Source organism: Streptomyces plumbidurans (assembly GCF_019857225.1).
Lineage (GTDB): Bacteria > Actinomycetota > Actinomycetes > Streptomycetales > Streptomycetaceae > Streptomyces > Streptomyces plumbidurans.
In genome coordinates this window covers 220,660-243,923 of sequence record NZ_JAFJSY010000001.1, presented here as the reverse complement: position 1 = coordinate 243,923, position 23,264 = coordinate 220,660, and the positions used below count along the sequence as shown (strand labels likewise).

The 23,264-nt window shown below is 72.0% G+C and carries 16 protein-coding genes; 15 read left to right on the top strand and 1 reads right to left on the bottom strand.

Annotated features, from left to right (window positions below):
• Window positions 1–118 precede the first annotated feature (118 nt).
• Window positions 119–1,342, top strand: a complete 1,224-nt coding sequence (locus JYK17_RS01040; RefSeq protein WP_108009771.1) for a sensor histidine kinase — start codon at window positions 119–121, stop codon at window positions 1,340–1,342.
• On the top strand, window positions 1,339–2,022 hold the full coding sequence (locus tag JYK17_RS01035) for a response regulator (RefSeq protein WP_108009769.1): 684 nt from the start codon (window positions 1,339–1,341) through the stop codon (window positions 2,020–2,022). Before JYK17_RS01040 ends, JYK17_RS01035 begins: the two co-directional genes overlap by 4 nt.
• 24 nt (window positions 2,023–2,046) lie before the next feature.
• On the opposite strand, the gene JYK17_RS01030 is transcribed toward JYK17_RS01035, so the two are convergent.
• Entirely contained in the window at window positions 2,047–6,123 is a 4,077-nt protein-coding gene (locus JYK17_RS01030; protein ID WP_222809558.1) for a discoidin domain-containing protein, read from the bottom strand.
• Window positions 6,124–6,284: 161 nt separating this feature from the next.
• On the opposite strand from JYK17_RS01030, the gene JYK17_RS01025 reads away from it, so the two are divergent.
• The 13 genes from JYK17_RS01025 (at window position 6,285) to JYK17_RS00965 (ending at window position 23,253) form a co-directional block, all read left to right on the top strand.
• A complete protein-coding gene (locus tag JYK17_RS01025) occupies window positions 6,285–8,387 on the top strand; it encodes a DUF8189 domain-containing protein (RefSeq protein WP_234547457.1) in 2,103 nt (700 codons plus the stop codon).
• A 14-nt stretch (window positions 8,388–8,401) separates the two neighbouring features.
• A complete protein-coding gene (locus JYK17_RS01020) occupies window positions 8,402–9,694 on the top strand; it encodes an ABC transporter substrate-binding protein (protein WP_108009763.1) in 1,293 nt (430 codons plus the stop codon).
• Between the two features lies 1 nt (window position 9,695).
• Entirely contained in the window at window positions 9,696–10,631 is a 936-nt protein-coding gene (locus JYK17_RS01015) for a carbohydrate ABC transporter permease (RefSeq protein WP_108009761.1), read from the top strand.
• Window positions 10,631–11,479 (top strand): carbohydrate ABC transporter permease, encoded by an 849-nt coding sequence (locus JYK17_RS01010; RefSeq protein WP_108009759.1) that lies wholly within the window; start codon window positions 10,631–10,633, stop codon window positions 11,477–11,479. Before JYK17_RS01015 ends, JYK17_RS01010 begins: the two co-directional genes overlap by 1 nt.
• Window positions 11,476–13,584: an alpha-galactosidase gene (locus tag JYK17_RS01005; protein ID WP_222809556.1), complete on the top strand. Its 2,109-nt coding sequence runs from the start codon at window positions 11,476–11,478 to the stop codon at window positions 13,582–13,584. Before JYK17_RS01010 ends, JYK17_RS01005 begins: the two co-directional genes overlap by 4 nt.
• 56 nt (window positions 13,585–13,640) lie before the next feature.
• Entirely contained in the window at window positions 13,641–14,414 is a 774-nt protein-coding gene (locus JYK17_RS01000) for an SDR family NAD(P)-dependent oxidoreductase (RefSeq protein ID WP_108009755.1), read from the top strand.
• A 67-nt stretch (window positions 14,415–14,481) separates the two neighbouring features.
• On the top strand, window positions 14,482–15,219 hold the full coding sequence (locus JYK17_RS00995; RefSeq protein ID WP_108009753.1) for a FadR/GntR family transcriptional regulator: 738 nt from the start codon (window positions 14,482–14,484) through the stop codon (window positions 15,217–15,219).
• Window positions 15,216–16,361, top strand: a complete 1,146-nt coding sequence (gene dgoD / locus JYK17_RS00990) for a galactonate dehydratase (RefSeq protein ID WP_222809555.1) — start codon at window positions 15,216–15,218, stop codon at window positions 16,359–16,361. Before JYK17_RS00995 ends, dgoD begins: the two co-directional genes overlap by 4 nt.
• Window positions 16,358–17,164 (top strand): hypothetical protein, encoded by an 807-nt coding sequence (locus JYK17_RS00985; protein ID WP_308011621.1) that lies wholly within the window; start codon window positions 16,358–16,360, stop codon window positions 17,162–17,164. The genes dgoD and JYK17_RS00985 overlap by 4 nt, the downstream gene beginning before the upstream one ends.
• Window positions 17,165–17,190: 26 nt before the next feature.
• Window positions 17,191–17,823, top strand: a complete 633-nt coding sequence (locus JYK17_RS00980) for a bifunctional 4-hydroxy-2-oxoglutarate aldolase/2-dehydro-3-deoxy-phosphogluconate aldolase (protein ID WP_108009747.1) — start codon at window positions 17,191–17,193, stop codon at window positions 17,821–17,823.
• A gap of 11 nt (window positions 17,824–17,834) precedes the next feature.
• Window positions 17,835–18,710 (top strand): SMP-30/gluconolactonase/LRE family protein, encoded by an 876-nt coding sequence (locus tag JYK17_RS00975; protein WP_128804589.1) that lies wholly within the window; start codon window positions 17,835–17,837, stop codon window positions 18,708–18,710.
• Window positions 18,707–19,795, top strand: coding sequence for a sugar kinase (locus JYK17_RS00970; RefSeq protein ID WP_234547455.1), 1,089 nt, complete (start codon window positions 18,707–18,709; stop codon window positions 19,793–19,795). Before JYK17_RS00975 ends, JYK17_RS00970 begins: the two co-directional genes overlap by 4 nt.
• A gap of 83 nt (window positions 19,796–19,878) precedes the next feature.
• Window positions 19,879–23,253 carry a pyruvate carboxylase gene (locus tag JYK17_RS00965; protein WP_222809601.1) on the top strand — a complete coding sequence of 1,125 codons (3,375 nt, stop codon included), beginning with the start codon at window positions 19,879–19,881 and terminating at the stop codon, window positions 23,251–23,253.
• Window positions 23,254–23,264: the final 11 nt, after the last annotated feature.

Sequence of the window (23,264 nt, the reverse complement as noted above, 5' to 3'; positions counted from 1 at the left end):
GATGTACGCGCGGGATGTACGCGAGCCGGTCTCAGGAGGGATTCCCGGCGCCGCGGCCGCCCGGGAGAATGGGGCGGTGACGGTGTGGCGGTACACGCGAGAGGGAGTCCTGGACCGTATGCGTGAGGCGGCCGGGGCGTTACTGCGTCCGACCGGGCCGCTGCCCGTGCCGACGCGGCGCGGCCGGTTCCTCGACGCGGGCCTGGCTCTGCTGCTGGCCGCGCTCTCGGCCGGCTTCACGATGGGTGACGGATACGAGCAGGCCCATGCGCACAGCATCGTGGGCCTGTGGGACCTGGCGTTCCTGGCGTCGGCGGCGCTGGCCTGGCGGCGCCGCTACCCCCTCGCCGTGCTGTGGACCGTACTGCTCGCCACGGCCCTGACCCCGGACAGCGTCGAGCGGATCACCTTCTACCACTGCGTGATCGCCGCCTACTCGGCCGCCGCCTACAGCCCCTACCGTCCGGCCACGCTGGCGAGCCTCGCCGTCGCGGTCGGACTGATCGGCCGGCCCGACACACCCCGGTCGCCCTACGGCTACTTCGAGCCCACGGTCCCGACCCAGTACGTGCCTCTGCTGGTCTCCGTGCCCGTCGTGATGGCCGCCGTGGGACTGCGGACCTGGCGGCGGCGGGCCGCCGAGGCGCGGACGCGGCTGACGACCGTGGAGCGCGAGCAGAGCGAGGTGCTGCGCCGGGCCGTCGAGCACGAACGCGCCCGGATCGCAAGGGAGTTGCACGACGTCGTCACGCACAACGTGAGCGTCATGGTCATCCAGGCCGGGGCCGCCCGCAAGATCATGGAGAAGTCGCCCGAGGAGGCACGGGAGGCGCTTCTCGCGGTCGAGGCGGGCGGCCGGGCCGCGATGGGGGAGCTGCGGCATGTGATGGGGCTGCTCACCCCGGACACCGACACCGCCGACGCCCTCACCCCGCAGCCGGGACTCGGCCAACTGAAGGCCCTCGTCGGCCGGATGCGCGCCGCCGGGCTGCCGGTCGAACTGACCGTCACCGGCACACCCCGCCAACTCCCGTCACCAGGCGCCGAACTGGCCGCCTACCGCGTCGTCCAGGAAGCCCTCACCAACACCGTCAAACACGCGACCGGCGCGAGGGCGAGCGTCCGGATCGCCTACGACGACCATGGCCTCGACGTCGAGGTCACCGACACCGGCGGCCCGCCAGGGCCCGGCGCGGCCACCGGGAACGGCCGCGGACTCATCGGCCTGCGCGAGCGGCTCGCCGTCTACGGCGGCACCCTGCGCACCGGACCGCGCCCGCTCGGCGGCTACCGCGTCCAGGCCCGGATCCCCGTGCGTACCGAAGAGTTGGAGCACTCGTGAACCCTCCGCTGCGCGTCGTCGTCGCCGACGACCAGGCCCTGGTGCGCACCGGATTCCGGCTGATCCTCGGCGCCGACGGCATCGACGTGGTCGCGGAGGCCACCGACGGCGAGCAGGCCGTGGCGGCGGTGCGGCGCACCCGGCCCGACGTGGTGCTGATGGACATCCGGATGCCGGAGATGGACGGCCTGGAGGCCACGCGCCGCATCCTCGCCGACGCGCCGCCCGACGCACCCCGCGTCGTCATGCTCACCACCTTCGACCTCGACCACTACGTCTACGCCGCCCTGACCGCCGGAGCCAGCGGGTTCCTGCTCAAGGACGTCACGCCCGAGCAGCTCGTCGCGGCCGTGCGCACGGTCCGCGCGGGCGACGCGCTGCTCGCACCGGCCATCACCCGCCGCCTGGTGGAGCGCTTCGCCCGCAGCGACCCCGGCACCACCGCCCTGCACCGCGACCTGAGCGCCCTGACACCCCGTGAACTCGACGTCCTGCGGCTGCTCGCGCAGGGCCTGAGCAACGCCGACCTCGCCGCCCGCCTCCACCTCTCCGAGGCCACCGTCAAGACCCACGTCTCACGCATCCTCACCAAGCTCTCCCTGCGCGACCGCGCCCAGGCGGTGGTGGTGGCGTACGAGACGGGACTGGTCAGCCCTCGGTCGAGTGCGACCGAGGGCTGACCATGCCAGCGAACTCCCTGATGGTCAGCGGGCGTTGTACGGCTCCACCTTCAGCCGTGCCGTCGCCGGCGCGTCGGCGGGCCAGGACACCGTGAGGGTGCGGGACTCGCCGGGCAGCAGCCACAGGTAGTTGTCGCTGTACTGCGCGGGCAGCACCCGGTGGCCCTTCGCGTCGACGAGGGAGACGCGGACCATCGCCGCCACCGAGGAGCCGCGGTTGCGCAGCCGTGCCGACAGCTCGCGGCGGCCGCCCGAGGTGCGGGTGCCGGAGGTGTCGACCGACACCCGGGACAGTTCGAGGGCGGTGAGCGCCTGCATGTCCTCGGGCTTGCCGTATTGCCAGTAGGTGTTCTCCGACAACAACCGACCGTGTGCGTCGGCCAGTCGGAGCCGCAGCAGGTGCAGAGCCGGCAGGCCGTCCTGGTCGTCCAGGGTGAACGCGTCCGCGGTCGAGGAGCGCGCGACGTCCACGGACCCCCGCTGCTCGGGGCCGTGGGCGTGGCCTGCGAGGTCGTAGCGGCGGGCGGAGACCGTGGCGCCGGTCAGCGCGTGCGGGGTGTGGTTGACCGCGATGACCCGGCCGTCGGGGCCGACCTGCACATGGACGGGTTCACTGGCCTTGCGGGCGCCGTAGTAGGCGCCGTTGACGTCGAAGTCGTAGTCGTAGGTCTGCCACACCGTGCTGTACCAGGCGGGATGGGACATCCACAGCATCAACCCGCTCGCGTCGTCCCACAGGTTGGCGTTCCAGGCCTCGAACATGGCGCGGTGGCTCTCGAAGTTGACGAACTGCGCCTTGCGGCAGAAGTCGTCGAGATCCTTCGCCGTGCCGAGCCGGGTCTCGATGGCCGCGCGGTAGTTCTGCGGCGCCTGATTCCCCTTGGTGCTCCAGTCGTGGTAGTACCAGGCGCCGCCGATCGGCCACTCGGGCTCGTCGCCGACGAGGTTGCGCATGGACTCCGCGGTCGGCACGACCGGCATGCCGATCTCGGTGTGGAAGCCGAAGCTGCCGCTGCCGTAGGTGGAGGCGGAGTAGTAGCGCTCGGGGTCCACCCAGCTGTAGGGGCCGCCGCCGGAGACGATCCCGCCCGCCGAGTTGTTCTGGTAGAGCACGTCCGGCGCCTGGGCGCGCACCGCCGCCCGCATGCCGTCGTCCACCGGTCCGGGCGGGTTGCCCTCGTTGGCGCCGCACCACACGACGACGCTGGGGTGGATGCGGTAGCGGAGCACGGTGTCCTCGGCCAGGTCGAGGAAGGCCTTGTGGTCCGGCGGGTCCATGCCCCAGGCGTTGGGGAAGTCGTTCCACACCAGCAGTCCGTGCTCGTCGCAACTGGCGTAGAACTCCTCGCGGTTGGAGCTTGCCACCCAGTTGCGGATCATCGTGAAGTTCATGTCCCGGTGCATCCGCACCGCCGTGTCCATGCGCGAGGCCGGCATGCGGCGCAGCAGTTCGTCCCAGCCCCAGTTGCCGCCGCGGCAGAAGACCCGCACCCCGTTGACGCTGATCTTCAGCGGCACGGTGCTGTTGTCGACCGACTTCACGTCCGTCCACGTCGTGCCGTCGTCGGAGACCTGGATCGTGAACGACTTCGCGTACGCCGTCTCCCACAGGATCGCCACGCGGTCGAACGTCACCGAGGAGCCGAGGTCGACCGCGATCCACTGGTCGTCCTCGTAGACGGAGGACCAGCGGGAGTTGGGATCGCCGTCGGTGGCGTTGCCCGCCTTGTGGTCGTCCTCGTCCTCCGACGAGGCCGTGGCCTGCTGGTGCAGGGCCAGGTCCTTGTCCGGAGCGGAGCTGTCCAGGACCGACAGGCTCCACATCGACGAGCCCCAACTGGTGGCGCGGTCATGGCAGTTGATCCGCAGATGCCGGGCGGTCCGCGCGGTGAAGTCCACCGTCTGCAGCGCCGCCGAGCCGCTGCTGCGGAACGGCAGCGGGACCGCCGTGTTGTCGACGTCGGCAGCGTCCGTCCAGTTGTCGCCGTCGTCCGAGACCTGGACGGTGAACGTGCGGGCGTAGGCCTGCTCCCAGGTGATGGTCACGGCGTCGAAGGAGACGGACGAGCCGAGGTCGACCCGGATCCACTGGTCGTCTTCGAAGGAGGAGGACCAGCGGGTGCCGTCGTCGCCGTCGGTGGCGTTGCCGGGCTTGTTCCCCGGATCGTCCACGGAGGAGGACGTGGCGTCCTTGTGCAGGGCGAGGTCGGTGCCGGGAGCCGAGCTGTCGGTGACCGACAGGGCCCACATCGACGAGCCCCAACTCGTCGCCCGCGTACGGCACATGATGCGCACGTAGCGGGCCGTGCGGCGGGTGAAGGTCACCTTCTGCGCGTAGGCGTCGCTGCCGGACTGGAAGGTGAGCGGCACTTCCGACTCGTAGCCGAACTGGCGTATCCCGAAGCGGGTGGTGCGCCGGTCGCTCTGTGCGCCGTTGACCGTGGCGGTGAGGGTGAGGTCGTGCAGGGCCGGGTCGCCGTAGCCGTTGGGCCACCACAACTTGGGGTTCTTGAGCCTCAGTTGCGAGTGGTCGGCGGGTGTGAAGGTGACGTCGGCCGTCTTGCCGCCTGGGATCGTGACCGTCTGGGACAGCCGGATGCCGTCGAAGGACGCGGAGACGGTCACGCGCCGGTCGTCGGGGTCCGCGTTGCGCACCGGGACGAGGATGGTCAGCTCGGCCGTACCGGTGTCGGGCAGGTCGGGCAGGCGGGTGTCCACGCGGGGGTCGCCGAGGACGGCGGCGCCCGTCGAGCGCAGCCGGACGTGGTTCCAGATGCCGGCCGCGCGGTCGCGCACCGCGGGCATCCAGTCCCAGCCCGAAGAGGCCAGGTAGGTGGGCGAGTTGCGGTTCATCATGTTCGCCCCGGCGTCGACCCACGACGAGCCCGCCGGGCCCTTGTCGGCGGGGCTGCCGGGGAACGGCATGGGCGTGATCTTCACGGCCAGCGCCTGCTCACCGCCGCTGCCGCTGCCGCTGTCACTGCCGCCGTCGCCGATCAGGCTCGTCACGTCGAACGCGGCCCGCGCGAACGGGAAGGTGACCTCTCCGACCCGGCTGCCGTTCAGCCACACCTCGGCCTTGTGGTTGACCCCGTCGAACTCCAGCCAGAGACGGCGTCCGGCGCCGGTGCGCACGCCCTTGGGGAGGCGGAAGCCGCGCCGGTACCACCAGGAGTGGCGCGAAAGGGCCTCCGGGACATGGAGGTTGCCGAAGCCGGCCACCGGTTCGGGCAGTTTGCCCTGGTCCACCAGCGAGGTGAGCACCGTGCCGGGCACCGTCGCGGGCAGCCAGCCGCTGGTGTCCAGGGCCGGCTTCGACAGCGCGGCACCGTCCCCGTCGGCCCAGTCGTCCATGGTCAGGTCCCAGCCGGACTCCAGCGGCACGGTGCCGTCCGCGGCAACCTTCAGGGCCGGGGGAGTGCGGTGGTGGGTGCCCCAGTCGGTCCAGCCGGTGACATGCGGGCGCTCGGTGCGGCAGGTGCCGTAGACCTGGAAGCCGTTGAGGCCGAGCGGGTTGGTGTTGGAGCGCTTGTGCACGGTCATGCGGACCCAGCGGGCGGTGACCGGCTTCGCCGGTGCGATCTCGACGGCGCCGCCCTTGCCGGAGGTGGTGCTGTAGATCTGCGTCCAGCTCTTGTGGTCGCGCGAGGTCTCGACGACGTAGTCCACCGCGCAGCTGGAGAGGATCTCCTGGCCGGTGGTGTCGGTGCGCGGGTTGCTGCCGGAGGAGCCGACGAAGGGCGGGTCGTCCGAGGTCGCCTCGAAGGTGAGGTGGACCGACTCGACCTCGCACAGGGCCTGGAGGTCGACGGAGATCCACTGCGGGTCGCCGTCCGCGGCGCGCCAGCCGGTGCCGCGCACGCCCGCCGCGGGGACGCCGTCGACGGCGAACTCGGCGGGCGTGGGCGCGTAGTCGGTGGAGGAGACCTCGACGGGGCGGTAGGCGGCGAGTTCGCCGGGTGCGGCGGGCCGGTCCGGCGACCCGGAACTCGACGCAAGGGCATCGGCGGGGAGGGCCATGCCGAGGCCGAAACCTGCGAGGAGCGTGGACCCGGTGGACAGCAGGGTGCGACGCGAAGGTCTGAGGGACTGGTCCGACATGAACTGCGGCTCCGATCAGCGACATTGGCCTCTGACAACGTTGCCAAACAGTGCACCTGGGTGGGGTGGGTGTCAAGACCTGTGACAGCGGGATCCTGGGTGTTTGAATAAATTAGGAATTAATATTGACAGGGTTCCGGCCACGGGCCACAGTCTTCGCCGTGACGACTTCACCCCTGCAAGGCTTGGCGGCGACAGCCGCCGTCGCGACCGTTCTCACCGTGACCGCCGCTCCCACGGCCACCGCGCAGGGCGCCGTGGACCAGGGCGCTCCCGCGTACTACGACAGCGGTCTCGCACCAACGCCCTACATGGGCTGGAACACCTACTACGGCATCGGCGCGCCCACCGAGACGGAGGTGCGCGCCGTCGCCGACAAGCTGGTCAGCAGCGGCCTGCGCGACGCCGGTTACGACATCGTGTGGCTCGACGGCGGCTGGCAGGCCGACAACCCCCGTGACGCACAGGGGCGGTTGACCGCCAACCCGGAGCGCTTCCCCTCCGGCATCCCGGCGCTGGTTTCCTATTTGCACAAGCGAGGGCTGCGCGCCGGCATCTACACCGACGCCGGCACCTACGACGGCGGCAAGAGCTGCGGCCTCGGCAGCCGCGGGTACTACGACCAGGACGCCAAGCAGTTCGCGGCCTGGAAGTTCGACGCCGTCAAGGTCGACTTCCTGTGCGGCATCGGCGCCAAGCTCGATCCGGGGCCCGCGTTCAAGGAGTTCAGCGACGCGGTCGCCAAGTCCGGCCGGAAGATGCTGCTGAACCTGTGCAACCCGCTCACCGACGACTGGGGCCTGCCGCACACCCCCGAGCAGGACGCGCACAACACCTACGTCTACGGCCCGACGACCGCCGACTCCTGGCGCACCGGCACCGACATCGCCTGGGGCACCCCGAGCCCCGGCCAGTGGCCCAACATCCTGCGCAACATGGACGCCAACGCCTGGCACCCCGAGGCACAGGGCCCCGGCCACCACAACGACCCCGACTACCTCATCCCCATGCGGAAGATGACCGACGGGACGTACGAGCTGACGCAGGAGGAGTCCACCAGCCAGTTCGTGATGTGGGCCGAGATGGGCTCGCCGCTGATGCTGGGCTCCGACCCGCGCACCCTGTCCGAATCCATGCTGAGGACGCTCCGCAACCCGGAGATCATCGCCGTCGACCAGGACCCGCTGGCCGTCCAGGGCGTCCGGGTGGCGACCGACGCGACCGGCGACGTCTACAGCAAGGTCCTCACGGGCCACGGCCGCCGCGCGGTCGTCCTGCTCAACCGCTCCGACAGACCCGCCGAGCGGACCGTGCGCTTCGCCGACGCCGGCCTCGGCGGAAAGGTCCAGGTCCGCGACCTGCGGGCGCGCGCCGACCGGGGCACGCACACCGGCTCGTACACCGTCGAGGTCCCCGCGCACGGCACCGCGTTCCTGAAGCTGACCGGCACTGACGCCGCGCCCGGCACCAGCCTGGGGGAGAAGAGTTCGGCGAGCCCGGCCGTGGTGCGCGAGGGCTCCGGCCTGACCACCTTCTTCCGCGGCCCGCACGGCTCGCTCGTCGCCGCGAACGACAACGGGCGGCGTGATCTCGGCGGCCCGACCCACGGGAAGTTCGTTGGCCAGCCCGCCGCGTACGCCTCCGCCGACGGCCGTATCGACGTCTTCGTGCGGGGCACCGACGACCGCGCCTACCGGCGCAGCTACGACCACGGCCACTGGGCTCAATGGCAGTCGCTGGGCGGCGAGTTGACCGACGCGCCGTCCGTGGTGTTCACCGACCCGGCGCACTGGACACTGTTCGCGCGCGGCGCCGACGGCGCGGTGGTGCAGCGCGGCCCCGCGACCGGCTGGATGTCGCTCGGACTGCCCGGTGACAAGCAGACCTACGGCCGTCCGTCCGCCGTCGTCGACAGCGCGGGCCGCGTCCATGTCGCCGTGCGCACCGCCGCCGACGAGATCTGGACCCGCACCCGGGACGCGTCGGGCCAGTGGTCGGCGTGGAGTTCGCTCGGCGGGACCGTCAGCGGCAGTCCGACGCTGGTCGCCACCGGGGACGCGGTCGTGCTGTACGCGCGGGCCGCCGACTACACGCTCTGGCAGCAGCGGTACGCCGACGGCGCCTGGCAGGGCTGGAGCAAGCGGGAGGAGTTCCCGAGCGCCGCCCTCGACGGTGCGCTCGGCGCGGTCGCCGGACCGGACGGAGCCGTCGACGCGGTGTTCCGCGGAGTCGACGGCTACGTGCACCGGACCCAATTCAAATAAATTAGGAATCAATCATGGCCAACCTTCAGCCCAGCCGACGCCGGTTCCTCGGCGGACTCGGTGCCGCCGGGACAGCGGCACTGCTCAGCGGCTGCGTCACCTCGACCTCCTCGGGCAAGAGCTCCTCCAAGGGCAATGTGACGCTCCAGTCCAACCTCTCGGCCCCGCAGGCCAAGACGGCGATGGAGGACATCGTCGCCGCCTACGCCAAGAAGGGCTCAGGCAAGGCGAGCCTCAACACCGTCGCCGCCGAGACGTTCCGCACCCAGCTGCCGACGTATCTCACCTCGGCCAACCCGCCGGACGTCTACACCTGGTACCCCGGCTCGGTGGCGGACGCGTACGCCAAGAAGAACCTGCTGCTCGACCTCGACGAGGTGTGGAACTCCTCGCACGACCTCAAGCGCTACTCCAAGGCACAGAACAAGCTGTGCACCTCCAGCGCCGGCAAGAAGGTCTTCGTGCCCGCCACCTACTACTGGTGGGGCATGTTCTACCGCAAGTCCAACTTCGCCAAGTGGGGCGTGCGTGAACTCCCCAAGAGCTGGGACGACTTCCTCGACCTGTGCGACAAGCTCAAGAGCAAGGGCATCGCCCCGATCGGGCTCGGCGCCGGCGGCAACACCCCGTGGGTGGCCTCCGCCTGGTTCGACTACCTCGACATCCGCATCAACGGCGCCCAGTACCACCGTGAACTCCTCGCCGGGAAGCACCGGTTCGACGACCCCGAGGTGCGCAAGGTCTTCGACCGCTGGCAGGAGGTGCATCGCTACTTCGACCCGAACGGCACCGCCCTCGCCTTCCAGGACGCCACGACCGCCCTGCTCAACGGCAAGACCGGCATGATGCTCATCGGCACCTTCTTCGCCGACTCGGCACCCAAGAACGCCCTGGACGACATCGACTTCTTCCGCTTCCCGATCATCGACGCCAAGGTCCCGCTCGCCGAAGAGGCCCCCGTCGACGGCTACTTCGCCAGCGCCCGCACCGGCCGCCGCGAGCAGGTCTACGACCTGATGCGTTACCTCGCCACCGTCGAGGCCCAGGAGACCTACATCAAGGGCTCCTCCGGCACCGTCCTGCCCTGCAACCCCGACGCCAAGGACGCCGGGACCGCGCTGGTCAAGAAGGGCCGGGCACACGTCGCCTCGGCCACCGAGATCACCCAGTTCTTCAACCGCGACTCCAGCGACGCGCTCCAGCCCACCGCCGACACCGCGCTCACCAAGTTCCTGGCCAAGCCCCAGCAGATCGGCTCCATCCTGACCGACTGGCAACGCGACGCCGAGAAGATCTGGAACGCCTGAGATGGCCGTCCTGACCGCACCCGAACGGAAGTCCCCGGCCCGCACGCCCGCAGGCGGCAAGCGGGCCCGGGGCCCCCGGCGCACCCCACCCCTCGTCCTCGCCTTCGTCCTGGTCCCGCTGCTCGCCGAGTCCGTGTGGGTCTTCTGGCCCGCCCTGCAGGGCTTCTACCTCGCCCTGACCAAATGGGACGGCGTCTCGACACCGCAGTTCGTCGGCCTGGACAACTTCCGGGAGATGGCGAACGACGACGTCTTCCGCAGCGCGGCCGCCCACACCGTGCTGTGGCTGGTCGTCTTCGGCGGCCTGTCCGCCGTCCTCGGCCTCGCCGCCGCCCTGCTGCTCCAGCAGGAACGGCGCGGCGTCGGCTTCTACCGCGCCGCCCTGTTCCTGCCCGTCGTCTTCTCCCTGGTCGCGACCGCCCTGGTCTGGCAGGCGATCTACCAGCCCGACGGCGTCCTCAACCGCCTCCTGGACGCGGTCGGCCTCGGCAGCCTCCAACACCCCTGGCTCGCCGACCAGGACACCGCCCTGTACGCGGTGATCGTGCCCGCGCTGTGGCGGCAGATCGGCTACGTCATGGTCCTGTACCTGGCCGGCCTCAAGGGCATCGACCCCGCGCTGTACGAGGCCGCCAAGGTCGACGGCGCGAGTGCCTGGCAGCGCTTCCGCCATGTCACCCTGCCCCAACTGCGCAGTGTCAACGCGGTCGTTCTGTCCGTCATCATCATCGACTCGCTGCGCTCCTTCGACGTCGTGTGGTCCCTGACCCGCGGCGGCCCCTACCACTCGTCCGAGCTGCTGAGCACCTACATGTACTCGACCGCCTTCCAGTCCCTGCGCCTCGGCTACGGCTCCGCCCTCGCCGTCGTCATCTTCGTGCTGGCCTTCGGCGTCATCTGCTCCTACCTCGTCCGCGCGTTCCGGGAGGCCGACTGATGTCCGCCAACTCCACGGCGGTACGCCGCAGGAGGGCCGCGACGGCCGGATTCCACCTCGGCGCCGGCGCCCTGTCCCTGCTGTGGCTGCTGCCCATCCTGCTGGTCCTGGTGACCAGCCTGCGCTCCTTCGACGACATCGCCGCCCACGGCCTGGGCAGTTGGCCGCACTCCTTCACCCTGTCCAACTTCGGCCAGGCATGGAACGACGGCGGCCAGCAACGCGCCCTGATCAACAGCCTGATCGTGACCATTCCCTGCGTCATCGTCACGCTCGCGCTCGCCGCGATGGCCGCGTTCGCCCTCAGCCGCTACGAACTCCCGTTCCGCCGCGCCTTGTTGCTGCTGATGCTCGGCGGCAACCTGCTCCCGCCGCAGATCCTGCTCATCCCGGTCTCCAAGCTCAGCGAGATGATGGGCGTCTACGACACCCTGCCCGCGCTGATCGGCGTGCAGATCGGCTTCGGCGTCGGCTTCTACGTCTTCGTCCTGCACGGCTTCATGCGGTCCATCCCGACCGAGATCCAGCAGGCCGCGGTCGTCGACGGCGCCGGGCCCTGGCAGATCTTCTGGCGCATCATCCTCCCACTGACCCGCCCTGCCCTGGCCGCGCTCAGCGCCCTGTCCTTCACCTGGATCTTCAACGACCTGCTCTGGGCGATCACCGTCCTGCGCAGCGACACCAAGATGCCGATCACCGCCGCCCTCATCGGACTGCAGGGCCAGTACGTGTCGATGTGGAACGTGATCGCCGCCGGTTCGGTCATCGCCGCCGCCCCCACGGTCGCCGTCTTCCTGCGCTTCCAACGGCACTTCGTGGCGGGCCTCAACCTGGGAGCGGTCAAGTGACCCACCGGCGCTGGACCTTGCGCACCGAGCACACCAGCTACACGGTGCGCCTCTCCCCGGACGGCCCGTGGGCCGAGCTGGACGCCTGGGGTCCGCTCGGCGTGGAGGACGGTCCCTCCGCCCTGGACTGGTCGCACCGCACCCACTTCATCACGCCCGCCGACGCCGCGCCCGCCGAGTATCTGCCGTACGGACTGCGGCCGTTCACCGGCGCAGAGCTGGTGGCGGCCGGGCCGGGCGGCGAGCGGGGAGTGTGGTGGGAGTTCGACGGCGCCGAGGAGGGCCCGGGAAGCCTGCGGCTCGCCTTCGCCGACGAACTGCTGGGCCTGCGCACGGTCCTGTGCTACGAGACCGTGCCCGGCACGGACGTACTACTGCGCTGGACCGAACACACTGCCCGAGACCGGGAGTTGAGGCTGGAGCGGTTCGACTCGGCAGCGGTGAACATCCCCGTGGCGGGGGCGGCGGCCCGGCTGACGTATCTGAGCGGGCAGTGGTCGCAGGAGTTCCAGCGCACCCAACTCGAGCTGCCCCGAGGCACGTTCGGCATCGGCAGCCGACAGGGGGCGCCCGGACACGCGTACGCGCCCTGGCTCGCCGTGCAGGACCAAGAGGCCGCCTACGGCGTCGCCCTGGAGTGGCCCGGCAACTGGCACATCACGGCGGAGGCCGAGCCGGGCGGCAGCGTGCGCGTGCGCGCCGGGCGCGTCCCGCACGAGGGCGCCGTCCTCCTGGCGCCCGGCGACACCCTGGTCACGCCCCGCCTGACCTGCGCCTTCAGCCCGGACGGGCTCGACGGCCTCTCCCGCGTCTGGCACCGCTACGAACGCCTGCTGACGGGCGATCGCCTGCACCGCCCCCGCAAGGTGCTCTACAACTCCTGGGAGGCGACTGGCTTCGACGTCGAGGCCGCCGGGCAGTTGGAGCTGGCCAAGGTGGCCGCCGACATCGGCGCCGAGCTGTTCGTCGTCGACGACGGCTGGTTCACCGGGCGGCACGACGACACCGGGGGACTGGGCGACTGGTACCCCGACCCGGCCGCCTTCCCGGACGGCTTCGACCGGTTCGTCGCCGACGTACGGGCCCTGGGCCTGGACTTCGGCCTGTGGGTCGAGCCCGAGGCGGTCAGCCCCGGCAGCCGGCTGTACGCCGAGCACCCCGAGTGGGCGTACCGGATCGAGGGGCGCCCGGCCCGCCTGGTCCGCAACCAGCTCCTGCTCGACCTCGGCCGCAGAGATGTCCAGGACTTCGTGATCGGCACGCTCGACCGGCTCCTCGGCGCCCACGAGATCAGCTACCTGAAGTGGGACATGAACCGCCCGCCCACGGAGCGCGGCCGCCCCGGCGCCGGGCCCGCCGACCGCCTCGACCTGGACGCCGAGCACGTCGCCGGCTACCTGCGCGTCCTGGACCATCTGCGCACCGCCCACCCCGGCGTCACCGTCGAGGGCTGCGCGGGCGGCGGCGGACGCGTCGAACACGCGACGATCGCCAGCACCGACGTCGTGTGGCCCAGCGACAACACCGCCCCGCTGGACCGCCTCGCCATTCAGCACGGCTTCCTGCACGCACACGCTCCGCACGTCATGAGCTCCTGGGTCACCGACGCCCCCGGCGTCTTCGACCCGCGCCCGCGCAGCCTCGCCTTCCGCTTCGTCAACGCCATGTGCGGGGTCCTGGGCATCGGCGCCGACCTGCGGACCTGGAGCCCGGAGCAGCGGGCCGAGGCCGCGCACTGGATCGCCCGCTACAAGGAGGTGCGCGACGTCATCCACCACGGGGAGGCGCGGCTGCTCGGCAGCCCCGAAAACCCGACCTGCGGAGTGCAGTACGACGCCGGCGGGCGCACCGTCGTCGCGGCGCTGAGCACCGGCCGCCTCGACGGCGCCCCGCTGCTGCCCGGCCGCCCCGACCGGCTGCGGTTGCGCGGACTCGACCCGGCGGCCCGCTACCGCGACACGGCGACCGGGACGACGTACGGCGGGGCCCATCTGCTGCACTACGGGCTGCCGTTCGCCTGGAGCGCCGGGCACGACGCCGACCTGGTCGTACTGACCCGTGAACCCGCTCGTGCCGATACGCGAACCTCGTCGGGTGACACGTGAATGAGCCCCGTATGTTTTCGAGCAAGCCCTTTCCCGCGAAGGAGTCGGATTCCACGATGGACCAGCCCGCACGACGGCACGGCAGCCGCTTCACCGGCCGCACGGCCGTGGTCACCGGAGCGGCCTCCGGCATCGGAGCCGCGACCGCCGCACGCCTCGCCGAGGAGGGCGCCCACGTCGTGCTCGCCGACGTCGCCGAGGAGCGCGGCGAGGCCGTGGCGGAGCGCATCGGCAAGGACGGCGGCCGGGCCCGGTTCGTGACCGCCGACGTCGCCCGCGAGGAGGACTGGTCCCGCATCGCCGCCGCCGCGCACGCCTACGGGCCCGTGGACGTCCTGGTCAGCAACGCCTTCACGGTCGACGTCACGCCCGCCCACGAGATGACCCTGCCGTCCTGGCAGCGCCAGCTCGACGTCAACCTGACCGGCAGCTTCCTGGGCGTTCGGGCCTTCCTGCCCGATCTGCGCGAGCGGCAGGGCGCGGTGGTGCTGACCTCGTCCGTGCACGCCCACCGCGGCCTGCCCGGACACCCCGCCTACGCCGCCTCCAAGGGCGCCCTGCTCTCCCTGTGCGGGCAGCTCGCCGTCGAGTACGGGCCCGAGGTGCGCGTCAACGCCGTCGTACCGGGGCCGATCCTGACCGGCGCGTGGGACAGGGTGCCCGAGGACGAGCGGGAGCGCAGCGTCGCGGAGACCGCGGCCCGGCGGTTCGGGACACCCGAGGAGGTGGCCGCGGCCATCGCGTTCCTCGCCGCCGACGAGGCGTCCTACATCACCGGGACGAGTCTCGTGGTGGACGGTGGCTGGAGCGTTGTGAAGGCCTCGGCATGAGGATGCCCATCGTGAAGCAGAGGACGCCCGTCGTGAAGCAGACGAAGCAGCAGAAAGGCTCTACGACATGACCCCCTACGCCCGCCGAGGTGTGCACGGCCAGACCGTCGAGGCCCTCGCGCGCCGCATCCTGGGCGGTGACATCCCCGAGGGGGCCACGCTCGACCTGGTGGCGCTGCAGAGCGAGCTGGACGTGAGCCTCACCGCGCTGCGCGAGTCCCTGAAGGTGCTCGCCGCCAAGGGCATGGTCGACGCCCGCCAGAAACGCGGCACCTTCGTCCGCGCGCGGGCCGACTGGAACCTGCTCGACGCCGACGTGCTGCGCTGGCAGTTCGAGGGCGGCCGCACCGGCGACGCCGACCGGGCGCTGCTGCAGAACCTCGCCGAGGTCCGCGCCATCATCGAACCCGCCGCGGTGCGCCTGGCCGCGCAGCGCCGCACCGACGCCGACCTGGTCGCCCTCGACGCGGCGATCACCGCGATGGGGCAGGAGGACGCCGGGGCGTCGCACGCGGTCGAGGCCGACCTCGCCTTCCACCGCGCCCTGCTCACCGCCACCCACAACGAACTCCTCGAACGCATGGAAATGGTGATCGAGTCCGGTCTCGCCCACCGCGACCGCATCGTGCACAGCTCCCCCCACAGCCAGGACCCGATACCGGCCCACCGCGCCGTCCTGGACGCCGTACGCGACCAGGACCCCGTGGCCGCCGAGGCCGCCATGCGTGCCCTGCTCGAACAGGCCGGCCGCGACCTGGACCGGATCGGCACCGCCGACGAGACGGAAGGCACCCCCACCCAGTGAAGATCACCCGAATCGAGACGTTCCTGGTCCCGCCGCGCTGGCTGTTCTGCCGCGTCGAGACCGACGACGGCGTGGTCGGCTGGGGAGAGCCCGTCGTCGAGGGCCGCGCCGAGGTCGTCCGCGCCGCCGTGGACGTCCTGGCCGAATACCTGATCGGCCAGGACCCGCTGCGCATCCAGGACCACTGGCAGGTCCTCACCAAGGGCGGCTTCTACCGCGGCGGCCCCATCCTCTCCAGCGCCGTCGCCGGCATCGACCAGGCCCTGTGGGACATCGCGGGCAAGACCTACGGCGCCCCGGTGCACGCCCTGCTCGGCGGCCCCGTACGCGACCGGGTCCGGGTCTACGCCTGGGTCGGCGGCGACGAACCCGCCGCACTCGGCGAGCAGATCGCCGAACAGGTGGAGGCCGGCTTCACCGCGGTCAAGATGAACGGCGCCGGAGCCACCTCGCCCGTCTCCACCGTCTCCGAGACCGCCGCCGTCGTCGCCCGCGTCGCCGCCGCCCGCGAGGCCCTCGGCCCGGACCGGGACGTCGCCGTCGACTTCCACGGCCGATTCAGCGCCGCCGCCTCCCGCCGCGTCCTCGCCGAACTCGCCCCGCTGCACCCGCTGTTCGTGGAGGAACCGGTCCTGCCCGAGCAGAGCCATCTGCTGCCGGGCCTCGTCACCTCGACCTCGGTGCCGCTCGCCACCGGCGAACGCCTGTACTCGCGCTCGGAGTTCCTGCCCGTCCTCGCCGCGGGCGTCGCCGTCGCCCAGCCCGACCTCTCGCACGCCGGCGGCATCTCCGAGGTCCACCGCATCGCCTCACTCGCCGAGACCTACGGCGCCCAGCTCGCCCCGCACTGCCCCCTCGGCCCGATCGCCCTGGCGGCCAGCCTCCAAGTCGCCTTCGCCACGCCGAACTTCCTCATCCAGGAGCAGAGTCGCGGCATCCACTACAACAAGGGCGCGGATCTCCTCTCCTACGTCGTCGACACCGAGCCGTTCCGGTTCGTGGACGGGTACGCGCCGCGCGGCGACGCACCCGGGCTCGGGGTCACGATCGACGAGGCGGCGGTGCGCGCGGCCGACCGGACCGGGCATGCGTGGCGCAATCCGGTGTGGCGGCATGCGGACGGGTCGTTCGCGGAGTGGTGACGGAAGGGGCGACGGTGGGCGCGCTGCAGATCGTCACCGACCCGGCGCACGGCGGGCGTTGGACGTCACTGAGTGCCGGCGGCCGCGAGTGGCTGTGGCGACGCGACGGTGTGGGGCGCGAGCGGGTGTCTCCCGGCGACGCCTTCGTCGACGCGGGCGGGCTGGAGGAGTGCGTGCCGACCGTGCGGGGCACGCCCGATCACGGTGAGGCCTGGTCGCGGGCGTGGACCAGCGACGGGGCCGGCACGGAGAGCGTGCGCTGCGAGCGGTTCTCGCTGCACCGGACGGTGGGGGAGGGCGGCAGGGTCGACTACGTCCTGTCGGCCGACCCCGGCTTCCGGTTCGTGTGGGCCGCGCACGCGCTGCTGGACCTCTCGTCGCGGGCGGTCGTGCAGCTGCCCGAGGGGGCGGATACGCGGCTGTATCCGACGGCCAACGGGCCCTGGATGCGGGGCAGTTGGCCCACGCCCGCCGGAACGCGCCTGGACCGCTTCGGACCGGACGACGGCACCGCGGTCGGAGCGGTCGTGGACGCGGCCCGTGCGTGCGTCCACGACGACGAGGATTGCCTGTCGTTCGCGCTCGAAGTATTCGGGGGTGCGGCTCAGCCCGTGTCGATCGCCCTGTGGCGCAACCTCGGCGGCTTCCCGGACACCGGCCCCTACCGCAGCACAGGCGTCGAGCCCATGCTCGGCCGAGTCTTCGACCTCGCCGAGGCGGGTCCGGGCGACGCAGCCGAGGTGCCCGCGTCCGGCGAGGTGCGCTGGCGGCTCACCGTGACCGCGGCCTGCAACTGCCCCTGAAACCGTACGCATTGGAGCCTGTGTTCATGGATCTGCGAGCGGCCCTGGCCGCCCACCGTCTCGTCGCCATCGTGCGGGGGAACGACCCCGACGCCGCCCTGCGCACCGTCCTGGCCCTGGCCGCCGAGGGCATCGAGCTGATCGAGGTGTCGCTGACCGGCAAGGACGCCCTCACCGTCATCGAGCAGGCCCGGCAATCCCTCGGCCCCGACCGCCCGCTCGGCGCCGGTACGGTCCTGACCGCCGACGACGCGCGGGTCGCGCACCGGGCGGGGGCGGACTTCGCCGTCACCCCGGCGCTCGGCGAAGGCGTCGGCGCCGCACAGGAGTTGGGCATGCCGGTCCTCGCGGGGGTGATGACCCCGACCGAGATCGTGGCCGCGCGTGGCCTCGGCGCCGCCGCGCTGAAGATCTTCCCCGCGTCGCAGGCGGGCGGCCCCGGCTACCTCAAGGCGCTGCGCGGGCCGTTCCCCGATGCCCCCTTCGTGCCGGTGGGCGGGGTCGACGAGGCCGCCGCGCGGGAGTACCTGGCCGCCGGTGCGATCGCGGTCGGTGTCGGCTCGCCGCTCATCGGCGACGCGGCGGACGGCGGCAGCATCGCGGACCTGCGGGAGCGCGCCCGCGCGTTCCGGGCCGTGGTGGGGGAGTTCGACCAGTGACTGTCAGCGCAGTGAGCGATCTGCTACCCGACGAGCCCCTGCGCCCCGACCGTCTGGAACTCGGCGAGGGCATCCGCTGGACCGATGAGGGGATGGTCCTGGTCGACATCCTGGCCGGCCGCCTGCTCTCGGCGCCCGACGATCCCACCGCCCCCCTACGGGAACTGGCCCACCTGCCCTTCCCGTTGGGCGCGGTGGCGCCCGTCGCCGACCGCCCCGGCACCTGGATCGCCGCCGCGGGCACCGGCATCTGCCTGCTCGCCCCCGACGGGAAGACGACGTGGCTGGCGCGGCCCGAGGACGGCGCCCCGGTCGCCATGCGGATGAACGACGCGGCCGCCGACCCCTCCGGCCGGTTCTGGGCGGGCAGCATGGCCTACGACGCCGACGAGGGAGCGGGTTCGCTCTACCGGGTCGACCACGACGGCACGGTGACCCGGGTCCTCGACGGCATCACCGTGCCGAACGGGCCCGCGTTCACGGCGGACGGCACGGCGATGTACCTCGCCGACAGCGCACGCGGGCTCGTCCGCCGCTATCCCGTGGACCCGGCGACGGGTGAACTCGGCGCGCCGGAGACCTTCTTGACCGTGGACGACGGCAGCCCCGACGGCATGACGGTCGATGCCGAGGGCGCCGTCTGGATCGCGGTGTGGGGCACCGGGACCGTACGCCGGTATCTGTCCGACGGCCGACTCGACCGCACCCTCCGTCTGCCCGCGAGGCAGCCCGCGGGGGTCTGTCTGCGGGAGGACGTCCTGCACATCACGACCGCCCGCGTCGGCCTCACCGCGCCCGGCCCGCACGACGGCGCCGTGTTCACCGCCCGGGTCGACGTGCCGGGCACGCCGGCGGCCGCGTACCGCCCCTCTTCGGAGGTGTCATGAACGGCGTCCTCGATGTTCCGTTCCCGTCGGACGGCAGTGTCGTCTGCATCGGCGAGACCATGGCCGCCCTGGCGCCCACCCCGCCCGTGCCCCTCGACACCGCCGAGGATCTGCGGCTGTCAGTGGCCGGAGCCGAGTCGAACGTTGCCATGTACCTCGCCGATCTGGGCCGCAGCGTCTCCTGGCTCTCCGCTCTCGGCGACGACGCCTTCGGGCGGCGGGTGCGGGCGGCCGTGGCTGCCGCGGGCGTAGACGTCAGGGGCGTACGGACCGATCCGGAGCGGCCCACCGGCCTGCTGGTGAAGGACCCGGGCCGCGACCGGACCCGCGTGCACTACTACCGCAGCGGCTCGGCGGCCTCGGCCTTGGGGCCCGAGACGCTGGACGACGAACGCGTGCGGTCGGCCGCCCTGGTGCACCTCACCGGAGTCACGCCGGCCCTCTCCCCGTCCTGCCGGAAACTCGTGGAAGCCGCCCTCGGCACCCCGCCCGGCGACCGCCCCCACGCCGTCAGCTTCGACGTCAACCACCGCCCCGCCCTCTGGCCCGACGGCACGGCCGCCACGGTGCTGCGCGACCTGGCCGACCACGCCGACATCACCTTCGTCGGCCTCGACGAGGCACAGGAGTTGTGGGGCGCCGACCTCCAACCGGCCGACGTACGACGGCTGTTGGCCCGCCCGCGCATCCTGGTCGTCAAGGACGGCGGGGTGGCGGCCCACGCCTTCGCGGACGGAGAAGCGTGCACGGTTCCGGCCCTGCGCACCGAGGTCGTCGAGCCCGTGGGCGCGGGCGACGCCTTCGCCGCCGGCTTCCTGGCGGGCCTGCTGCGCGGCGAGGCCCTGCGACGGTCCCTGCGCCTCGGCCACATCACCGCTTCGTCGGCCCTCCGCGTGACGGGGGACCACGGCCCACTGCCGGACACCGACACGATCGCGGCACTGCTCGACCTCGGCGACGAGGAGTGGTCGTCGGAGGCCCGTCACGACGAGGACATCCATCGCACCGAGAACATGGGCCGCCGCGGCAGCTACCCCGGCACACGCGAGGCAATCAGGAATGCGGCAACCGAGAGCACATCTTGATGTGAGTGGCCCGGCTCACATGGCGTGACGGGATCGTGACCGACACCATGGTGCACGTCATCGGCAGGCTGAAGGGAGCGGTGATGTTCCGCAAGGTGCTGGTCGCCAACCGTGGTGAGATCGCGATCAGGGCGTTCCGCGCCGGGTTCGAGCTGGGTGCGAGGACCGTCGCCGTCTTCCCGTACGAGGACCGCAACTCGCTGCACCGGCTCAAGGCCGACGAAGCCTATGAGATCGGTGAGCAGGGGCATCCCGTGCGGGCCTACCTCTCCGTCGAGGAGATCGTCCGCGCCGCGCGCGAGGCGGGCGCCGACGCGGTCTACCCGGGCTACGGCTTCCTGTCCGAGAACCCGGAGCTCGCGCGCGCCTGCGAGGAGGCGGGCATCACGTTCGTCGGCCCCAGCGCGCAGACCCTGGAACTGACCGGCAACAAGGCGCGCGCCGTGGCCGCCGCCCGTGCGGCCGGTGTCCCCGTCCTCGGTTCCTCCGAACCCTCCAACGACATCGACGAACTCGTCCGCGCCGCCGAGGAGATCGGCTTCCCGGTGTTCGTGAAGGCGGTCGCGGGCGGCGGCGGGCGCGGTATGCGCCGCGTCGAGGACCCGGCCGCGCTGCGCGAGTCCATCGAGGCCGCGTCCCGCGAGGCGGCCTCCGCCTTCGGCGACCCGACCGTCTTTTTGGAGAAGGCCGTCGTCGACCCCCGCCACATCGAGGTGCAGATCCTCGCCGACGGCGAGGGCAACGTCATCCACCTCTTCGAGCGCGACTGCTCCCTGCAGCGCCGCCACCAGAAGGTCATCGAGATGGCCCCGGCGCCCAATCTCGACCCCGAGCTGCGCGACCGCATCTGCGCCGACGCGGTGCGCTTCGCGCGCGGCATCGGCTACCGCAACGCGGGCACGGTGGAGTTCCTGCTCGACCGCGACGGCAACCACGTCTTCATCGAGATGAACCCGCGCATCCAGGTCGAGCACACGGTCACCGAGGAGGTCACCGACGTCGACCTCGTCCAGTCCCAGCTGCGCATCGCCTCCGGCCAGACCCTGGCCGACCTGGGCCTGTCGCAGGAGACGGTGCGGCTGCACGGCGCGGCCCTGCAGTGTCGTATCACCACCGAGGACCCGGCCAACGGCTTCCGCCCGGACACCGGCCGCATCAGCGCCTACCGCTCGCCCGGCGGCTCGGGCATCCGGCTGGACGGCGGCACCACCCACGCCGGTACGGACATCAGCGCCCACTTCGACTCGATGCTGGTCAAGCTGACCTGCCGGGGCCGGGACTTCCCGTCCGCGATCGGCCGGGCCCGGCGTGCCGTGGCCGAGTTCCGTATCCGCGGTGTGGCCACCAACATCCCGTTCCTGCAGGCCGTGCTGGACGACCCGGACTTCCGGGCCGGGCGGGTGACGACGTCGTTCATCGAGGAGCGGCCGCATCTGCTGACCGCCCGCTCCTCCGCCGACCGCGGCACCAAGCTGCTCACCTACCTGGCCGACGTCACCGTCAACAAGCCGCACGGCGAGCGCCCCCACCTGATCGAGTCGACCTCCAAGCTGCCCGCGCTGCCCGCCGGTGAGCCACCCGCGGGCTTGCGGCAGAGGCTCGTCGAGCTGGGCCCGGAGGGCTTCGCCCGCGCGCTGCGCGAGTCGCCGACCATCGGCATCACGGACACCACCTTCCGCGACGCGCACCAGTCGCTGCTGGCCACCCGGGTGCGCACCAAGGACCTCCTCGCGGTCGCCCCGGTGGTCGCCCGCACCCTGCCCGAGCTGCTGTCCCTGGAGTGCTGGGGCGGCGCCACCTACGACGTGGCGCTGCGCTTCCTCGCCGAGGACCCGTGGGAGCGGCTGGCCGCGCTGCGCGAGGCCGTGCCCAACATCTGTCTGCAGATGCTGCTGCGCGGCCGCAACACCGTCGGCTACACCCCGTACCCGACCGAGGTGACCGACGCCTTCGTGCAGGAGGCCGCGGCCACCGGCATCGACATCTTCCGCATCTTCGACGCCCTCAACGACGTCGGCCAGATGCGCCCCGCCATCGACGCCGTACGAGGGACGGGCACCGCGATCGCCGAGGTCGCCCTCTGCTACACCGCGGACCTGTCCGACCCGAACGAGCGCCTCTACACCCTGGACTACTACCTCCGGTTGGCGGAGCAGATCGTCGAGGCCGGCGCCCACGTCCTGGCCGTCAAGGACATGGCCGGTGTGCTGCGCGCCCCGGCCGCCGCGACCCTCGTCTCCGCGCTGCGCCGTGAGTTCGACCTGCCGGTGCACCTGCACACCCACGACACCGCAGGCGGCCAGCTCGGCACCTACCTCGCCGCGATCCAGGCGGGCGCGGACGCGGTGGACGGCGCGGTCGCCTCCATGGCCGGTACGACCTCGCAGCCCTCCCTGTCGGCGATCGTCGCCGCCACCGACCACTCCGAGCGGCCCACCGGACTGGATCTGCAGGCCGTCGGCGACCTGGAGCCGTACTGGGAGAGCGTCCGCAAGATCTACGCCCCCTTCGAGGCGGGCCTCGCCTCCCCGACCGGCCGCGTCTACCACCACGAGATCCCCGGCGGCCAGCTCTCCAACCTGCGCACCCAGGCCGTCGCGCTCGGCCTCGGCGACCGCTTCGAGGACATCGAGGCGATGTACGCGGCGGCCGACCGGATGCTGGGCCGCCTGGTGAAGGTCACCCCGTCCTCCAAGGTGGTCGGCGACCTCGCGCTGCACCTGGTGGGCGCCGGCGTGGACCCGGCCGACTTCGAGGCGAACCCGAACCGCTACGACATCCCCGACTCGGTCATCGGATTCCTGCGCGGCGAGCTGGGCACCCCGCCCGGCGGCTGGCCGGAACCCTTCCGCACCAAGGCACTTGAAGGCCGCGCCGAGCCCCGCCCGGTCCAGGAGCTGACGGCGGAGGACCGCGAGGGCCTGGCGAAGGAGCCGCGCGCCACGCTCAACCGGCTGCTGTTCCCCAGCCCGACCCGGGACTTCGACAACCACCGGCACGCCTACGGCGACACCAGCGTGCTCGACAGCAAGGACTTCTTCTACGGTCTGCGTCCGGGCAAGGAGTACACCGTCGACCTGGAGCCCGGCGTCCGGCTGCTGATCGAGTTGGAGGCCGTCGGCGAGGCCGACGAGCGCGGCATGCGCACCGTGATGTCCACCCTGAACGGCCAGCTGCGGCCGATCCAGGTGCGCGACACCTCCGCCGCCTCCGACATCCCGGTGACGGAGAAGGCCGACCGGTCCAACCCGGGCCATGTCGCCGCACCGTTCGCCGGTGTGGTCACCCTCGCGGTCGCCGAGGGCGACGAGGTGGACGCCGGGGCGACCGTGGCGACCATCGAGGCCATGAAGATGGAGGCCGCGATCACCGCCCCGAAGGCGGGCCGCGTCTCCCGGCTGGCGATCACCAAGATCCAGCAGGTCGAGGGCGGTGACCTGCTCGTCGAGATCGGGTGATCCCGGCGCTG